At 61.3% G+C, this 15,101-nt stretch carries 17 protein-coding genes; 4 read left to right on the top strand and 13 right to left on the bottom strand.

Annotation, left to right across the window (positions count from 1 at the left end):
- Positions 1 to 58: 58 nt before the first annotated feature.
- Entirely contained in the window at positions 59 to 2,599 is a 2,541-nt protein-coding gene (locus AC07OO_RS15690) for a hypothetical protein (RefSeq protein WP_495083014.1), read from the top strand.
- Positions 2,600 to 2,749: 150 nt separating this feature from the next.
- Here the strand turns inward: AC07OO_RS15690 and AC07OO_RS15695 are convergent, their stop codons facing one another.
- From AC07OO_RS15695 to AC07OO_RS15755, 13 genes are all read right to left on the bottom strand, one after another.
- Complete coding sequence (locus tag AC07OO_RS15695) at positions 2,750 to 2,992, bottom strand: hypothetical protein (RefSeq protein WP_495083015.1); 243 nt, start codon at positions 2,990 to 2,992, stop codon at positions 2,750 to 2,752.
- An 18-nt stretch (positions 2,993 to 3,010) separates the two neighbouring features.
- Positions 3,011 to 3,820 carry a MetQ/NlpA family ABC transporter substrate-binding protein gene (locus tag AC07OO_RS15700; protein WP_495083016.1) on the bottom strand — a complete coding sequence of 270 codons (810 nt, stop codon included), beginning with the start codon at positions 3,818 to 3,820 and terminating at the stop codon, positions 3,011 to 3,013.
- A gap of 107 nt (positions 3,821 to 3,927) precedes the next feature.
- Entirely contained in the window at positions 3,928 to 4,605 is a 678-nt protein-coding gene (locus AC07OO_RS15705) for a methionine ABC transporter permease (protein WP_495083017.1), read from the bottom strand.
- A complete protein-coding gene (locus AC07OO_RS15710) occupies positions 4,598 to 5,671 on the bottom strand; it encodes a methionine ABC transporter ATP-binding protein (protein WP_495083018.1) in 1,074 nt (357 codons plus the stop codon). The genes AC07OO_RS15705 and AC07OO_RS15710 overlap by 8 nt, the downstream gene beginning before the upstream one ends.
- 20 nt (positions 5,672 to 5,691) lie before the next feature.
- Complete coding sequence (locus AC07OO_RS15715; RefSeq protein WP_209393323.1) at positions 5,692 to 5,907, bottom strand: TOBE domain-containing protein; 216 nt, start codon at positions 5,905 to 5,907, stop codon at positions 5,692 to 5,694.
- 29 nt (positions 5,908 to 5,936) lie between these two features.
- A complete protein-coding gene (locus tag AC07OO_RS15720) occupies positions 5,937 to 6,749 on the bottom strand; it encodes an ATP-binding cassette domain-containing protein (protein ID WP_495083019.1) in 813 nt (270 codons plus the stop codon).
- 68 nt (positions 6,750 to 6,817) lie between these two features.
- Entirely contained in the window at positions 6,818 to 7,774 is a 957-nt protein-coding gene (gene ssuC, locus AC07OO_RS15725; RefSeq protein WP_495083020.1) for an aliphatic sulfonate ABC transporter permease SsuC, read from the bottom strand.
- 33 nt (positions 7,775 to 7,807) lie between these two features.
- Positions 7,808 to 8,965 carry an FMNH2-dependent alkanesulfonate monooxygenase gene (gene ssuD / locus AC07OO_RS15730; protein ID WP_495083021.1) on the bottom strand — a complete coding sequence of 386 codons (1,158 nt, stop codon included), beginning with the start codon at positions 8,963 to 8,965 and terminating at the stop codon, positions 7,808 to 7,810.
- Between the two features lie 11 nt (positions 8,966 to 8,976).
- Positions 8,977 to 10,032 (bottom strand): sulfonate ABC transporter substrate-binding protein, encoded by a 1,056-nt coding sequence (locus AC07OO_RS15735; RefSeq protein WP_495083022.1) that lies wholly within the window; start codon positions 10,030 to 10,032, stop codon positions 8,977 to 8,979.
- Positions 10,033 to 10,086: 54 nt separating this feature from the next.
- Positions 10,087 to 11,058: a sulfonate ABC transporter substrate-binding protein gene (locus AC07OO_RS15740; protein ID WP_495083023.1), complete on the bottom strand. Its 972-nt coding sequence runs from the start codon at positions 11,056 to 11,058 to the stop codon at positions 10,087 to 10,089.
- A gap of 29 nt (positions 11,059 to 11,087) precedes the next feature.
- Complete coding sequence (locus AC07OO_RS15745) at positions 11,088 to 11,321, bottom strand: hypothetical protein (protein WP_495083024.1); 234 nt, start codon at positions 11,319 to 11,321, stop codon at positions 11,088 to 11,090.
- 137 nt (positions 11,322 to 11,458) lie between these two features.
- Positions 11,459 to 12,049 (bottom strand): NADPH-dependent FMN reductase, encoded by a 591-nt coding sequence (gene ssuE / locus AC07OO_RS15750; protein ID WP_495083025.1) that lies wholly within the window; start codon positions 12,047 to 12,049, stop codon positions 11,459 to 11,461.
- Between the two features lie 62 nt (positions 12,050 to 12,111).
- A complete protein-coding gene (locus AC07OO_RS15755; RefSeq protein WP_495083026.1) occupies positions 12,112 to 13,137 on the bottom strand; it encodes a sulfate ABC transporter substrate-binding protein in 1,026 nt (341 codons plus the stop codon).
- A gap of 234 nt (positions 13,138 to 13,371) precedes the next feature.
- Between AC07OO_RS15755 and AC07OO_RS15760 the strand changes: the two genes are divergently transcribed.
- From AC07OO_RS15760 to AC07OO_RS15770, 3 genes are all read left to right on the top strand, one after another.
- Entirely contained in the window at positions 13,372 to 13,710 is a 339-nt protein-coding gene (locus tag AC07OO_RS15760; RefSeq protein ID WP_495083027.1) for a hypothetical protein, read from the top strand.
- A 31-nt stretch (positions 13,711 to 13,741) separates the two neighbouring features.
- Positions 13,742 to 14,152: a hypothetical protein gene (locus AC07OO_RS15765; RefSeq protein WP_495083028.1), complete on the top strand. Its 411-nt coding sequence runs from the start codon at positions 13,742 to 13,744 to the stop codon at positions 14,150 to 14,152.
- A gap of 171 nt (positions 14,153 to 14,323) precedes the next feature.
- Positions 14,324 to 15,088 (top strand): substrate-binding periplasmic protein, encoded by a 765-nt coding sequence (locus AC07OO_RS15770; RefSeq protein ID WP_495083029.1) that lies wholly within the window; start codon positions 14,324 to 14,326, stop codon positions 15,086 to 15,088.
- The last annotated feature ends 13 nt before the right edge of the window (positions 15,089 to 15,101 follow it).

Below are 15,101 nucleotides of genomic sequence, written 5' to 3' on the forward strand. Positions count from 1 at the left end.
GATGATTAGTGCCACCTGGCGCGCTAGGAGGCCCCCGCTGCAACATGGCCAAGTTGTAGTGCATGTCCAGCTGACTCATGGAATACCCAAAGGAGGTGGAATCGATTTTTCCAAGCGGTTTGTTTTATTAAGTCCGAAGTGCAAGCAGCTAGACTCGGAATTTCTAAGAAAAAACGGGAAGAAAGTGCTCGGCACCGCAAACATTAAGGTGCGCCCGCTCAAGCTGGCGCTAATGGTCGATCCGAATAGTCCTACGCAAGTGCGCGAAGCCATTCGACTGGCCTGCAGCCTATGGGGAGGTGCATTCTTTCCTATCATCCCCGTACACAAACGCATGCCAGCAAGTTGGCGCGACGGGCCTATGAAGGCTCCGCTCGCAGCAAACGTGGTACGAGGTTATTTGGATGGATTTGATCCAGACATCTTGGTCCAGTTCGGGAAGGGGCTTCCGAAATACGTGCTCGACTCGAAGTTGGAGGTCGTCAAGCCGGAAGAGTTCTGGAGTGCTCGCGGAGGTCGAGACGCTACCGATCCCTCGTACGGGGTTGGGGTGCTTGACGTACTGCTTGACATCTTTCAAGAGCATTTCAAGTTCAAGGCAAAGTTTCCCGCCGAGGCCGTCGTCCCTGCAATTCCCAAAACGTTGGCCCTATTTTGGGCGAGCGTTTTTGGGGAATACCCCCCACACATCGCCGCAGCCATCGATAAAGAGTTCTCGACAGCACTAGAACTGTCCAAGCCGGAGGCGCGAGCCGACAATTTTCATGAGCTGACCGAGAGACACGTGTTCTTCCCAAGGCGGATTACCCAGTGGGCCATACGCGTTTATGGCGGAAACAGCTTCCGTGGAAACGCCTCGGTCTTTTTCATGGATGCCTCAAGCGTCGAAGACATCATTGATTTTTGGAACCTCAGAGCCTCCGGTCGTCCTGTCATTCCATTGCCAAAGCAGTTCTTGCACGAGGATTCGTTCAGGAAGGTCGTGCTTGAATTTCTTGACGAGCATCGTCGTCCTAGGGGGACGGGGTCCAACAACTTCGACGTCGCTTCATTTGTTCGCAGTCGCCACTGCACGATGGATGAGATGGAGGCTTTCACCAAGACGTTGATGCAGGTAGCCGAAGATGGTGCACCGAGTATTGCCTCACGGCAGATGTCACTTCAACATTGGTATCCAAGGCTCTGGGACGATTGGGCGAGAGGCAAGGACGGTGGCGTTGCAGACGTCTATGGCGAAGAGGAGGAATCAATTGACATCGCGGGAACGCAAGACCTCTCGATTCGAATGAAGCCACTGATTCCATCCTTCGCGCGCCAAACATGGTTTCGAAGTGATGGCGTATGCGTGAACGAGTTCGACCTACGGCTTTATGGTACGGATAAGCACCTAGCCGAGGTCTATCCGAAGGTTGAGGGCAATCACCTGCTTCATGCTTTGTCCGACCATGCCGGTATGTTCGGCGAATGGCGCGTCGGCCGTCACGGCTTGGTTAAAGTTGTCCGGAGTCTGTCCGGGGAATCTCGAAAAGTGCCTGAGTCAGAACAGATATTTTTTGCTTGGCTTAAGGATCGCGGATGGGAGGCGAAGCTATCGACTCCCGGAATTCTGGCCAAACAGATATACAAGCAACTGAGTGGCGAGTCGATCATGCTTGCTGATAAAGATGTCCTTGGCCTTATCGAGCACATGAACGGAGGTTCGGTTAGTCGGAACGGCGACCAGAAGAACGACAAAGTTGTTTCAGAGCGCGAAGCCTCTGTCGTGGAAGTCAAGCGAAAACTCAATGCAAACCGCTACGAATGGTTCATCCAGAAGGGTGTCTTTAAGCTCGGTCTACAGGCGAAGTGCCCGAACTGCCAACGAAACAGCTGGTTCTCCATGTCGGCGTTGGGTGAGGTGCTCGATTGCCCAAAGTGTTTGAGTAAGTTTCCGGCAGCGGGAAACATTGATCAAGGTAGAGGCGGATGGTTTTACAGAACGGCTGGGCCATTTAGCGTACCGAATTTCGCCGATGGCGCATTCTCGGTATTGCTCACACTGGAGGCGCTATCGGGCCGCATGTCATCTGCGCGTCGAACGACATCGGTTCTCAGCTTCGAGGCGACTGCGCCCGATAAGGCTGACCTAGAGGCTGACCTCGCCATGTTCTGGCGGGAAGTGAGCTATGGCGAAGGCACCGAAGGTATCTTGTTCGGGGAATGCAAGTCGTACGGCCCGTTTAAGGCAAAAGACTTTCAGCGAATGCGATACCTTGGGGAGACGTTCCCCGGCGCTATATTGGTCTTTAGCACCTTGCGCGCAAGTCTGACGAAAGAGGAAGTTTCGGCGCTGTCTCGGCTAGCCAAGCGCGGCCGGAAGTACTGGAAAGCGCAGCGGCCATTGAACCCTGTTCTGATCCTCACAGGGGCTGAGTTATTGACCTGGAAGCGCCCCCCAAGATGCTGGAGCGAAGAACTTCAGAATCGTTTCCCGAATGTACATACCCTTCTGGAACTGTGCAACGCTAGCCAACAGATCTATTTAAGCCTTCCGTCTTGGCAGGATGATTGGGACCAAGCGTTCGAAAAGCGTAGGCAAATTCGATCAAAGAAAGTGTAGATTAACCCACACCAATAGAGAAAGTCAGCCTCTAGCTCTCGCCAATACCGCGTTAGCGGTTCTCATCGTGATGGCGGGACACCAAAGCACGCTGCAGCACATACTCGTAAAACCGCTCTGCCACCTCGGGATGCGAACGCAATCGCCCTTTCAGTAGGTTGCTGCCGGTATGTGCGGTATCACGGGGTTCAGCGGTAGCCCTTCCAGTTGTGCACGCGCCAGGCCAAAGGTGTCGGCCGTGATGACGTGGATCTGCACAGAAGCGGACAACTGCTTGAGAAGATCGGCCACGCCGGGTAGCAAAGCACCGTCCACGGCCAGCGTGCCGTTGTAATCGCTGACCAAGTGCTCCAGGCGCAACTGGCCAAAGCCAGGGATATCGATACTGATCACGCTGCAAGCCCTTATTGCCTAAAACCCAATCACCACCCCCCCCTTGAACTCTGCCTGCACAAACTTGCGGATCTCTTCGGACTGGTAAACCTTGACCAGCTTGGCCACCCAGGGTTGGGCCTTGTCCTGTTCGCGCACCGCTATCAGGTTCACATAGGGGCTCTTGGCGTTCTCTTGCGCAATCGCATCCTTGGCGGGGCTCAGGCCGGCGGGCAATGCGTAGTTGGTGTTGATGGCGGATGCGTCCAGATCATCCAGCGAGCGGGGTAGTTGGGCCGCGTCCAGCTCCACAAACTTCAGCTTCTTGGGGTTGTCGATGATGTCCAGCGGTGTGGCCTTCAGACCGGCTTCGGGCTTGAGCTTGATCAGGCCCTTGTCTTGCAGCACCAACAGCACGCGCCCGCCATTGGTGGGGTCGTTGGGGATGCCGAACTTGGCGCCCTCTTTCAGCTCGGCCAGGCTCTTGACCTTTTTGGAATAGATGCCGATGGGGAAGTTGACCGTGTAGCCCACGTTGGTGATCTTGTAGCCGCGGTCCTTGACCTGCTGGTCCAGGAAGGGCTTGTGCTGGTAGCTGTTGGCGTCCAGGTCGCCAGCGGCCAGCGCGGCGTTGGGTTGGATGTAGTCGCTGAATTCGACGACCTGGATTTTCAGGCCTTCCTTCTCAGCCAGCTTTTTGACCTGCTCAAAGATCTGCGCGTGGGGACCGGCGGTGACGCCGATCTTCAGCGCCTTGCTGTCCTCAGCGGCCAACACGGGCGACGACAGGGCAGCGGCCACCAGCAGTGCGGTGGCGGTTTGGATCAGGGAACGTTTGTTTATCGACATCAAAGAAAACTCCAACTAAAAAATGAGATTGCTATAAATTTATGAGCTACATGCTCATATTCGACGAGGGCTAGCGATCAGAAATGCTTGAGCACTCCCGGCGCTAGCTAACGGTGGCTAATGCGGCGCACCAGCGCATCACCCGCGCTCTGCACCGCCTGCACCAACACGATCAGCACCAGCACCACGGCCAGCATCACCTCGGGCAGGAAACGCTGGTAGCCGTAACGGATGCCCAGGTCACCCAGGCCACCACCGCCGATGGCACCGGCCATGGCCGAGTAACCGGTCAGGCTGACCAGCGTGATGGTCAGCGCGGCCACGATGCCGGGCAGCGCCTCGGGCAGCAGCACCTTGAACACGATCTGCTGGGTGCTGGCACCCATGGCCTGCGCGGCTTCCACCAGGCCATGGTCCACCTCGCGCAGCGCCGTCTCGATCAAACGCGCCACAAAGGGGGCGGAGGCCAGCGTCAGCGGCACCACGGCCGCGGCCGTGCCGATACTGGACCCGGTGATCAGCCGCGTGAACGGGATGATGGCCACCAGCAAAATGATGAAGGGGGTGGAGCGCACGGCATTCACCACGGTGCCCAGCACGCGGTTGGCGGCGCGGTTCTGCAACACGCCGCCTGGGCTGCTCAGGTGCAGGTACACGCCCAGCGGCAGGCCCAAGAGCGCGCCGATGCAGCCCGAGAGCCCGACCATGACGATGGTCTCCCACAGCGAGGTGGCAAACAGCTCCAGCAGTTGCGGAGTGAATGTGGAAGTGAGGGTATCAAACATAGTGCAGCTCCTGCCCTTCCAGCACCTGCTCCTGCACCTGCACGCCGGCGCTGCGCAGGTGGGCCACGGCCTCGGCCAGCGGGCCGCTGGGGCCGCGCACATGCACGGCGAGCGATCCAAAGGTCTGGCCCTGGATGTCGTCGATCTGGCCGTGCACGATGTTCAGGTCCAACCCGTAGCGGCGTATCACGTCGCTGAGCAGGGGTTGGCCTGCGTCGTCACCGGCAAAGGCCAGACGCAATAAAAGATTGCTCTGCGAGCTACCCTGCGCCGTGCTGACCGCCATCAGCGCCTGGATGCGGGCAATGACACTAGGCGGCAGATCTTGCGGCAGGATTTCGTCTATCAGGCTGCGCGTGGTCGCATGCTGGGGCCGCGTGAAGAGGTCGATGACGGCGCCCTGCTCCACGATGCGGCCGGCATCGATGACGGCTACGCGGTCGGCCACCTGTTTGATGACCTGCATCTGGTGCGTGATCAGCACAATGGTCAAACCAAAGTCGCGGTTGATCTGGCGCAGCAGGCCCAGGATGGAGCGCGTGGTCTCTGGGTCCAGCGCCGATGTGGCTTCGTCCGACAACAGCACCTTGGGATTGCTGGCCAGTGCGCGGGCAATGCCCACACGCTGCTTCTGGCCGCCGCTGATCTGGGCCGGGTAGCGGTCACGCAGCGCGTGCAGGCCTACGAGGTCCAGCAGTTCATCGACCCGCGCCTTGGTGATAGCGGGGCGCACGCCGGCCAGCTCCAGCGGCAAGGCCACGTTTTCAAATACGGTGCGCGACGACAGCAGGTTGAAGTGCTGGAACACCATGCCTATGCCCTGGCGGGCCTGGCGCAGTTGCGTCGCGTCCAGCGCCGTCAGGTCCTGCCCCGCAACCAGAACCCGCCCCTGGTGGGGCCGGTTCAGCAGATTGATGGCGCGCACCAGCGAGCTCTTGCCCGCGCCGCTGCGGCCGATGACGCCAAAGACCTCGCCTTCACGGATATGCAGGTCCACACCGTGCAGCGCCGGCACGGGGCCGGTGGCTGCAGGATAGGACAAGTGGATGTCTTCGAGGCGGATCATGGGATAGAAAACTCCTTGCTCTACAGCTTGGCAATAGACACTTCGGTGGACTTGACCAGGGCCACGACATCGCTGCCGATCTTCAGTTCCAGCTGGTCGACCGAGCGGGTGGTGATGACGGAGGTGACGATGCCCCAGGGTGTCTCGACATCGATCTCGGAGACAACATCGCCGCGGATGATCTCTTTGACCTTGCCCTTGAATTGGTTGCGTACGTTGATGGCTTGGATGGACATGGGGTTCTCCTTAAAAGTCCGTTAAAAAACTAAATGGCCCAACGCAGGCCGTGGGCGGGTTGGCCCAGCCAGTTGGTGTCGGTGGTCGGTTCCGTGTCGGGCTTTTGCAGCACGCGGTCCAGGATGCGTTTCTCCAGCGCGGCAAAGGCGGCATCGCCGTGGTTGCGGGGCCGAGCCAGGTTGATGGTTTCGTCCAGCACGATGCTGCCGTCTTCGATCAGGATCACGCGGTCGGCCAGGGCCACGGCCTCTTGCACGTCGTGTGTGACCAGGAGCGCGGTGAAGCCGCTGGCCTGCCACAGGCCTTCGATCAGGCGGTGCATCTCAATACGGGTCAGTGCGTCCAGCGCGCCCAGGGGTTCGTCCAGCAGCAGCAAGCGCGGCTGGTGCACCAGGGCACGTGCCAGTGACACCCGCTGGCGCTGGCCGCCCGAGAGGCGGGCCGGCCAGTCGCGGCCGCGGTCGCCCAGGCCCACGCGCTCCAGCACGTCTTGTGCGGCGGCGCGCTGGTCTTTGGGCAGGCCGAGCGCCAAGTTGTCGGCCACGCGTTTCCAGGGCAGCAGGCGCGCGTCCTGAAACATGATGCGGGTGCTGCTGGACAGTCCGCCCAGCGGCTGGCCATCGACCGCGATGGCGCCAGCGCTGGCCGCTTCCAGCCCCGCCACCAGGCGCAAGAGCGTGCTCTTGCCGCAGCCGCTGCGCCCGACGATGGCGACGAACTGGCCTGGCTCGACCGTGAGTTGGGTGTTGCGCAGCACCTCGCGCGCGCCATAGCGCTTGCCAATGTTCTTCAGGCGCAATCCAACCCCAAATTGGGTTTTATTGACAGTGTCATTGGTCAAATTGGCCTCCAGCCCTCGTCGAATATACGTATGTAGCTATCAAATCAGTAGTGATTGGTGAACGATGGCTAATGGGCGCTCTGGTACCCAGGGTGCCAGCGCAGCCAGTAGCGCTCCAGGCCACGGGCAAACCAGTCGGCCAGCTTGCCCAGTGCGGCGTACAGCAGGATGCCCACCAGCACGATGTCGGTCTGCAGAAACTCGCGCGCATTCATCGTCAGGTAGCCAATGCCGGCCTGGGCCGAGATGGTCTCGGCAACGATCAGGATCACCCACATCAGCCCCAGCGAGAAACGCAGGCCCACCAGGATGCTGGACAGCGCGCCGGGCAAGATGATCTGGGTGTACAAACCCCAGCGGGAGAGGCCGTAGGTGCGGCCCATCTCGACCAGCCCCGGGTCCACATTGCGGATGCCGTGGAAGGTGTTGAGGTAGATGGGGAAGAACACCGCCACCGCAATCAGGAACAGCTTGGCCGACTCGTCGATGCCAAACCACAAGATGACCAGCGGGATCATGGCCAGCGCGGGGATGTTGCGCACCATCTGGATCGTGGAATCCAACAGCGTCTCGAAGATGCGCACCGAGCCGGTCAGCAAGCCCAACAGCAGACCCAGGCCGCCGCCGATGGCCAGGCCGGTCAAGGCACGGCCGGCGCTGACGCGCACATGCTTCCACAGCTCGCCCGACTCGGCCAGCGTCCACGTGGCGTTGACCACATCCAGCGGCGCCGGCAGCACGCGGGTGGACAACCAGCCTGAGGCGCTGGAGATATGCCACACGGCCACCAGCAGCACGGGCACGATCCACGGCGCCAGGCCGGTGAGCAAGGCCCGCGCGGCCTGCAGCAGCGCGCGCTGGGCCTGTGCCAGCGCCCGTGCGATGCCACGTCCCAGGGCGCGCACGCCCGCGGCCAGCGGGTCGCCGTCGGGGATGCGGAAGCCCAGCGTGGGGCCAAACCAGGGTTCTTCCGGCTGCACGCTGGCCACCGGCGTGGTTTGCAGTTCGATCAGGGGATGGCTCATGGCAACAAGGGGCTTTGGGGGTTGTTGACAGGCTCAGGCCGCGCGCTTGGCGGTGGCAGACACATGGGCCGGCACATGGGTATTGCCCACGACCTCGCCAAACGGGCTGACCAGATGGGGGTTCTCCACGCGCGATGGCGCCTGGATGCCGATGTGGGGGAACACCAGCTCGGCAAAGCGGTAGGCCTCTTCCAGGTGCGGGTAGCCGGACAGCACAAAGGTGTCAGCACCAATGTCCTGGTACTCCTTCAAACGACGGGCAATGGTCTCGCCATCGCCCACCAAGGCCGTGCCGGCACCGCCGCGCGCCAGGCCCACGCCGGCCCACAGGTTGGGGCTGATCTCCAGCTTGGAGCGGCTACCGCCGTGCAAGGCGCGCATGCGGCGCTGGCCTTCGGAATCCATGTTGGAGAACGCGGACTGGGCCTTGGCGATGGTTTCGTCGTCCAGGTGTTTGATCAGGTCTTCGGCTGCGGCCCAGGCCAGCTCATTGGTCTCGCGCGGGATCACGTGCAGGCGCACGCCAAAGCGCACGGTGCGGCCCACAGCGGCGGCGCGCTTGCGCACGTCGGCGAATTTCTTCTCCACCTCGGCCGGGGGCTCGCCCCAGGTCAGGTAGAGCTCGGTCTGCTCGGCGGCGATGTCATGCGCCGCGTTGCTGGAGCCACCAAAGTACAGCGGCGGGTGCGGGCGCTGCACCGGCGGGAACAAGAGCTTGGCCTTGTTGACTTGCAGGTGCTTGCCGTGGTGCGTGACCTCTTCGCCGGCCATCAGGCGGGTCCAGATGTCGAGGAATTCGCGGGCGTGTTCGTAGCGCTCATCGTGTGTCAGAAAGGTGCCATCGGCCTCCAGGTCGCTGGCGTCACCACCGGCCACGACATTGACCAGCAAGCGGCCTTCGCTCAAGCGGTCAAAGGTGGCGGCCTGGCGCGCGGCGGAGGTGGGCGATATCGTGGTGGGGCGCAGGGCCACCAGGAATTTGAGGCGGCGTGTGACGGCGATCAGGCTGGCCGCGGCGATCCACGGGTCTTCGCACGAGCGGCCCACGGGCAATAGCGCACCGCTGTAACCCAATTCGTCGGCAGCTTGCGCAATTTGCTTCAGGTAGTGCAGGTCCACGGCGCGCGCGCCTTGTTGGGTGCCGAGATAACGGCCATCGCCGTGCAGGGGGAGGAACCAGAGAACGTTCATAGCAATTTTCCTTATTGGCGGGTAGTTGGCGTGGCGACGGCGGCAAAGACGGAGGGCTGCGCGGGCTTCCACACGATGTCGGCTACCTGCACGGGTTTGGGTATCAGGGCCAGGCCGGCAAAGGCATCGGCTACCTGCTGCTGGTCTTGCACCGTCTTGCCGGTGAGCAGCCCTACCGGAGATGGTGGACGGCGTTGCAGGAAAAGGCTGACCACGCCAGCATCCAGGCCGCTGAAGTTGGCGATCAGCTTGATGGCCTCGGGCCGGTTTTCTTGCACCAGGCGGTCAGCCTTGGTGAGCTCATCAAACAGCGCGGCCACGGCTTGGGGGTGCTGTTCGGCAAAGGGCACGGACGCAAGGTAGAACGAGTTGTTGCTGGACAGGCCGCGGCCCGTGGTCAGGATGCGGGGCTGTATGGCCAGCTCGGTGGCGGCAAAGAACGGGTCCCAGATGGCCCAGGCATCCACACTGCCGCGCTCAAAGGCGGCGCGGGCATCGGCCGGGGCCAGGTAGATGGGCTGTATATCGGTCCACTGCAGGCCGGCCTTGGCCAGGGCCTTGACGACCAGGTAGTGCGCACTCGACCCCTTTTGCAATGCAACCTTCTTGCCCTTCAGCTCCGCCAGGTTGCGGATCGGTGAATTGCGCAACACGAGGATGGCCGAGCTCAAAGGCTTGGCCGGCTCGGCACCCACATAGACCAAGGCCTTGCCGGCGGACTGGGCAAACACGGGGGGCGAATCACCGGTCAGACCAAACTCCAGCGCACCGACCGACAGGGCTTCCAGCAACTGTGGCCCGGCTGGGAATTCAATCCAGCTGACCTTGGTGTTGGGAAAGCGCTTTTCCAGCGCGCCCTGTTGCTTGACGATGACGAGGTTGGCAGCCGACTTTTGGTAGCCGATGCGCAGTTGCTCCGGTGCCTTGGTCACCGCCGTAACGGGCGCCTGCGCCCAGGCCTGGCCCACGGCGATGGGGCCGGTCAGGCTCCAGATACCGGCCGTCACCGACAGCAGGCCCAGCAGGCGCTGGCGGTAGCGTTGTGTGTTTGCGGTGGCTTCAGGCATGGTGCGACCTCTGGTGTGGGTTTGCGTGCGGTTGCGTGTGTGTGTGTGTGTGGCTCAGCCCAGGTCCACCGGTGCGGCGTGCAGCAGGTTGAGCTTCTTGGGGATCAGCTTCAGTTCGAAGAAGGTGTCGGCAATCTTTTGCTGCTCGGCCAGGATGCCGCTGTTGACCGGTGCGGTGCCGAACTCGGCGCGGTTCAAATACAGCTCGGTGATGCCGGTGTCCAGCCCCAGCACCTGGGACAGTTCCTTGGCAGCGGCGGTTTTGTTTTTGGACGCCCAGGTGTCGATATCGTTGATCTGGCGGATGGCGATCTTCAGCACGTCGGCGTTCTTGCTGACGAAGTCGCGCGAGGTGAAGTAGTAGTTGCGGTTGTTGACCACGCCGGTGGCATCGACCAGCAGGCGCGCGTCCAGTGTCTTTTGCGCGGCGGCCAGAAAAGGGTCCCAGATGATCCAGGCGTCCACGGCACCCTTCTCAAACGCGGCGCGTGCGTCGGGCGGGGGCAGGTGGACGTGTTGCACATCGGTGTACTTCAGGCCATTCTTCTCCAGCAGCTTGGCCAGGAAGTACTGCACGTTGGAACCCTTGTTGTAGGCCACGCGCTTGCCCTTGAGGTTGAGCACGGATTTGATGTCCGAGGCCCTGGGCACGATGATGGCTTCGAGCTTGGGGCGGGGCACGGTGGCGCCGGCATAGACCAGCGGCGCGCCGGCGGCCTGCGCAAAGATGGGGGGCGCTTCGCCCACGTCACCAAAATCGATAGCACCTACGTTCAGGGCTTCCAGTTGCACCGGGCCAGCATTGAATTCGGTCCACGTGACGGAGACGCCCAGCGGTGCCAATTCTTTCTCCAGCGTGCCACGGCCCTTGAGGATGGACAGCCAGCCTTTTTGGTGACCCACGCGCAGCACGCGACCGGATGCTTTGATTTGTGCAAAGGCCAACGGGCTGGCCGCAAGGGCAGTGGCAGTACCGGCCAGGCGCAGCACGCGGCGGCGGGACAAAGATGTATTGAAGTTGCTCATGGTGTTACTGTCGAAGTCTTAGGGCGGTATCAGAGGGTGGATTTCCAGCTGGATTCCTTGACGGAGATGGCCTTGGGGTGGGTGGTGTTGCTGGTGGTCTGTGCACGGGCCACGGGCAATAGCAGCAGGCTGGTCAGCAGCACAAAGACGGCCAACACCACCAGGCCTATGGCCAGGTTGCGCAAGCCTGCGCGCCAGGGGGCGGCCGGGGTAGTGGTTGCGGCGCTTGGAGCGTTGTCGGTGGTCGTCGTCTGGGTCGTCATGTCGGTGTCCTTGGGTGTCCTTTGGGGGTGGCGCGGCAAGGCTTCGCCCATGCCGCAGCTGCGGGGTCAAGATTTCGCAAGAGCTTGGAAGCGGAGGCCGGCTGGTAGAGACCCGAACCCCCTATGCAGGTGTGCGGCTACACGCTACATCGCACCTGTGAGAAATGCACCGGCGCAAACCGCCCGGCGACTGAGGGGATTTCTTTCAAGGCATCGGCGATCAACTGGTTGACGCTGTCGTCCAGGCGCGCGGCAATGTCCGGCTGCACCTGGTACCCGCCACTGGGCAGCACCACCACATGGGCGTCGGTGGCATAGATGCCCGGCAGGATATGGGCTGCACCCAGGGACTGCAGCACGGGCCGCAGCGCATAGTCCAAGGCCAGCATGTGGTGCGGGCTGCCGCCAGTGGCTAGCGGCAGCACATGCTTGTGCTTGAACGCGGTTTGCGGCAGCAGATCCAGAAACACCTTGAGCACACCGCTATAGGCCGCCTTGTAGACCGGCGTGGCGACGACGATGGCGCGGGCCCGCGCCACCTGGGCCGTCGCGGCCGCTACCGTGGGGTGGCTCACATCGGCCAGCAGCAGGGCTTGCGGCGACAGGTCACGGATGTGCAGGCGCTCCACATCTACCCCGCGCAGGTGCAGGCGCTGCTGCACCGCGTCCAGCAACGCGGCGGAGCGCGAATGCTCGGACGGGCTGCCTGCTACCAATAGCACTGTCATGTTGGTGTTCTCCCTGAGCGATCCGTGTAATTCTGTAGGTGTGTGACAGCCTGCCGGTTTTTCTATCGCTTCACGTAGATCTGGTCGAAGCTGCCGCCATCGGCGAAGTGTTCCTTGTCGGCCTTGGTCCAGCCGCCGAAGGCATCGTCGATATTGAACAGCTTGATGGGCGCGAATTGCTTGTTGTACTTGGCCTTGGCTTTTTCCGACACCGCGGGGCGGTAGAAATTCTTGCCGGCAATGTCCTGGCCTTCTTCAGTGTACAAATACTTCAGGTATTCCTCGGCCACGGCACGGGTGCCTTTCTTGTCGACGTTCTTGTCGACCACGGCCACTGCAGGCTCAGCCAGGATGCTCAACGAAGGTGCCACGATGTCGAACTTGGAGCCGAATTCCTTCTCCAGCAGATAGGCCTCGTTTTCCCAAGCAATCAGCACGTCACCCTGACCACGCTGGGCAAAGGTAATGGTGGAGCCGCGGGCACCGGTGTCGAGCACGGGCACATTGCCGTACAGCTTGGCGACGAATTCCTTGGCCTTGGCGTCAGAGCCGAATTTGCGCTTGGCAAATTCCCAGGCTGCCAGATAGTTCCAGCGAGCGCCGCCCGAGGTCTTGGGGTTGGGGGTGATGACCTTGATATCGGGGCGGATCAGGTCGTCCCAATCCTTGATGTTCTTGGGGTTGCCCTGGCGCACGGCCAGCACGATGGTGGAGGTGTAGGGCGATGCGTTGTGCGGCAGCTTCTTCTGCCAGTCGGGCGTGACCCATCCACCGTTTTTGACCAAGGCGTCGGTGTCACCGGCCAGGCCCAGCGTGGCCACATCGGCATCCAGGCCGTCGATGATGGAGCGGGCTTGCTTGCCCGAGCCGCCATGGGATTGCTTGATGGTCACGTCCTGGCCGGTCTTGGCCTTCCAGTATTTGGTGAAGGCGGCATTGAATTCGACATACAGCTCGCGGGTGGGGTCGTACGACACATTGAGCAGTTCCACCGGCTTTTGGGCCAGGGCGCTGAAGCTGGCACCGGCCAGCACAGTGGTGAGGGCCAGCGCGGTGAAAAACCGGCGGGATGCGGGGCGAATGGACATGGTCGTTTACTCCAGAATTTTTTGAAAAAACCGAACGCGGAAGTGCGATGGAATGGATTCTGGGAGTGGATCGTTAAAACTGGAACTACTGTTTTTTTTGTTTCAAATTACCAAAACATCTAAAACAGCCTGACTTGCTCGGCTTCGCGCCCGTGGCGACGCTCGCACCACGCGAAGAAATCGCGTGCTGTAATGCGACAAAATCATGATGGTGACTAGGTAAACACGTACGAGATGAGCAAAACTCTCAGCACCCTTTTTTGGCACGACGGTAGGTTGGTTGACGTTGCGTTCGGCATAGACGACAAGGGCAAGGCCACTGCCCAGATCAACGGCCACTTCTACAAAGACGACCAAGCGCCGCAGCGCGATCCGTATCAGATCCTGTGCCAGGGTGTAGAGCGATTCAACAGTTCGATCAATGTCGCCGAACTCAAAGCCAATAGCTTGGCCGGCAATATTGCAAATGGCTACCTGAAGGCCAACACACTGTGGATTTATCTCACCGACGGCTTGCTGGAAATTCAGGCAAAGAAGTTTCGGCTTGTAAAGCGCGCTGGCCGGCCACTTTGATCGCGCCGCAAGTCAATCCCCTGCCCCCTGCATGCTGCACATTGAAGCCCTACAAAGCCGATACGAGGACGGTTTTGCCGACACTGCCGAAATAGGCGCACTGGCGCGTGGCGATGTCTACGACGGGGAGCAGGGCGTCGCGTTCTATGTTGCCCGCTGGTTTCCGGACAGGTGCAGCGACGTCGAGCTTTTGGTTGTGCTGCTGCAAAGCGGAGCATCCACCAGCAGCGTTTCGCTGGCCTTCCGCTGTACAAGACCTCAGCGCTTTGCACTGGTAGAGCCTTCCAGCATTTGGATGGACTGGACACCCCATGCCTATGCGTTGTCGGTCCATGATGCGACGGCCTTTCATCCGGCCGCGCATGCGCGCGCCGTTGAAGTCGCGTCAGCCGTGGTGGAGGCCGATCCGGCCGTCAGGGCTTACCTGCGGGCGCAGACCTGAGCCATACGCGGCCCTTGGGCAGGGTATGCTTGCGCCGCCAATGCTGGCATTCCACCGATGGTGACCGGATGCCGGCGCGGGCACTCCCTGTGGGGCGATTCCTTGGGTGGATATGGGCGGATACGTGTGAGAGAGGATGTGTTCATGGTGCCTGTGCTGCGGCGTGCTGTCATGCTTGTCATTGCTCTTGCGGCTACGCTTGCCAGCGCAAGCCATGCGTGGGCAGCCGACATCGAGATCTTCGGCAGCGACTATTCCATACCCAAGGCGTATCTCCAGAATGGCGAGAGCAAGGGCATCTTGGTCGATATCCTGAAATACATTGACGACAGGCTACCCAACCACCAGTTCACCATTCGGCTTGCCCCGTGGAGCCGGGCCTACCGAAGCGCGCTGGATGGTGAAGGGGGCATCGTTGGCATCTCCAAGACCGCAGAGCGCGAGGCCGTGTTTGACTACTCCGAATCCTTGTACACCGACAGCGTGATGCTGGTGGTGCTGGCGGGTAAGGCGTTTGATTTCAAGGCGATCCCGGACCTCAATGGCAAGACCATTGGCATTGGCCGGCGCGGCTCCTATGGCGATGCTTTCGACAGCGCGCACAAGGCGGGCCTGTTCCGGCTGGAGGAGGACAACGGCCCCGACAGCCGTCTGCGCAAGTTATTGGCCGGGCGCATGGACGCCGGTTTGTTCAATGGCGGCGTCGCCGGCTTTCAGCAGCTTCTGCAGCAGGACCGCGAGTTGTATGCACAGCGGGACAAGTTCGAGGTGCTGCCCGTGCCGTTGAAGATCGATCCCAACTACCTGGCCTTTGCCAAAAGCCTGCACCAGCAGGACCTGCTGAACGAGGTGAACAAGATCCTGCGCCTAGGTCAGGCCAACGGGGACCTGGCGCGCATCACTGGTGCCAGCCTGAGCAAGGCTGCGGGCCGCTGAAACCTGTAACGCA

This window comes from Rhodoferax sp. GW821-FHT07G04 (assembly GCF_059418585.1).

What these genes read in the sequence shown, in the direction of transcription:
- AC07OO_RS15765 (WP_495083028.1), top strand. Translation starts at nt 13,742, where the DNA reads ATGCTGCACATTGAAGCCCTACAAAGCCGATACGAGGACGGTTTTGCC.
- AC07OO_RS15700 (WP_495083016.1), bottom strand. Translation starts at nt 3,820, where the DNA reads ATGTCGATAAACAAACGTTCCCTGATCCAAACCGCCACCGCACTGCTG.
- ssuC (WP_495083020.1), bottom strand. Translation starts at nt 7,774, where the DNA reads ATGAGCCATCCCCTGATCGAACTGCAAACCACGCCGGTGGCCAGCGTG.
- AC07OO_RS15705 (WP_495083017.1), bottom strand. Translation starts at nt 4,605, where the DNA reads ATGTTTGATACCCTCACTTCCACATTCACTCCGCAACTGCTGGAGCTG.
- ssuD (WP_495083021.1), bottom strand. Translation starts at nt 8,965, where the DNA reads ATGAACGTTCTCTGGTTCCTCCCCCTGCACGGCGATGGCCGTTATCTC.
- AC07OO_RS15735 (WP_495083022.1), bottom strand. Translation starts at nt 10,032, where the DNA reads ATGCCTGAAGCCACCGCAAACACACAACGCTACCGCCAGCGCCTGCTG.
- AC07OO_RS15770 (WP_495083029.1), top strand. Translation starts at nt 14,324, where the DNA reads ATGCTTGTCATTGCTCTTGCGGCTACGCTTGCCAGCGCAAGCCATGCG.
- AC07OO_RS15740 (WP_495083023.1), bottom strand. Translation starts at nt 11,058, where the DNA reads ATGAGCAACTTCAATACATCTTTGTCCCGCCGCCGCGTGCTGCGCCTG.
- AC07OO_RS15710 (WP_495083018.1), bottom strand. Translation starts at nt 5,671, where the DNA reads ATGATCCGCCTCGAAGACATCCACTTGTCCTATCCTGCAGCCACCGGC.
- AC07OO_RS15745 (WP_495083024.1), bottom strand. Translation starts at nt 11,321, where the DNA reads ATGACGACCCAGACGACGACCACCGACAACGCTCCAAGCGCCGCAACC.
- AC07OO_RS15760 (WP_495083027.1), top strand. Translation starts at nt 13,372, where the DNA reads ATGAGCAAAACTCTCAGCACCCTTTTTTGGCACGACGGTAGGTTGGTT.
- AC07OO_RS15755 (WP_495083026.1), bottom strand. Translation starts at nt 13,137, where the DNA reads ATGTCCATTCGCCCCGCATCCCGCCGGTTTTTCACCGCGCTGGCCCTC.
- AC07OO_RS15715 (WP_209393323.1), bottom strand. Translation starts at nt 5,907, where the DNA reads ATGTCCATCCAAGCCATCAACGTACGCAACCAATTCAAGGGCAAGGTC.
- ssuE (WP_495083025.1), bottom strand. Translation starts at nt 12,049, where the DNA reads ATGACAGTGCTATTGGTAGCAGGCAGCCCGTCCGAGCATTCGCGCTCC.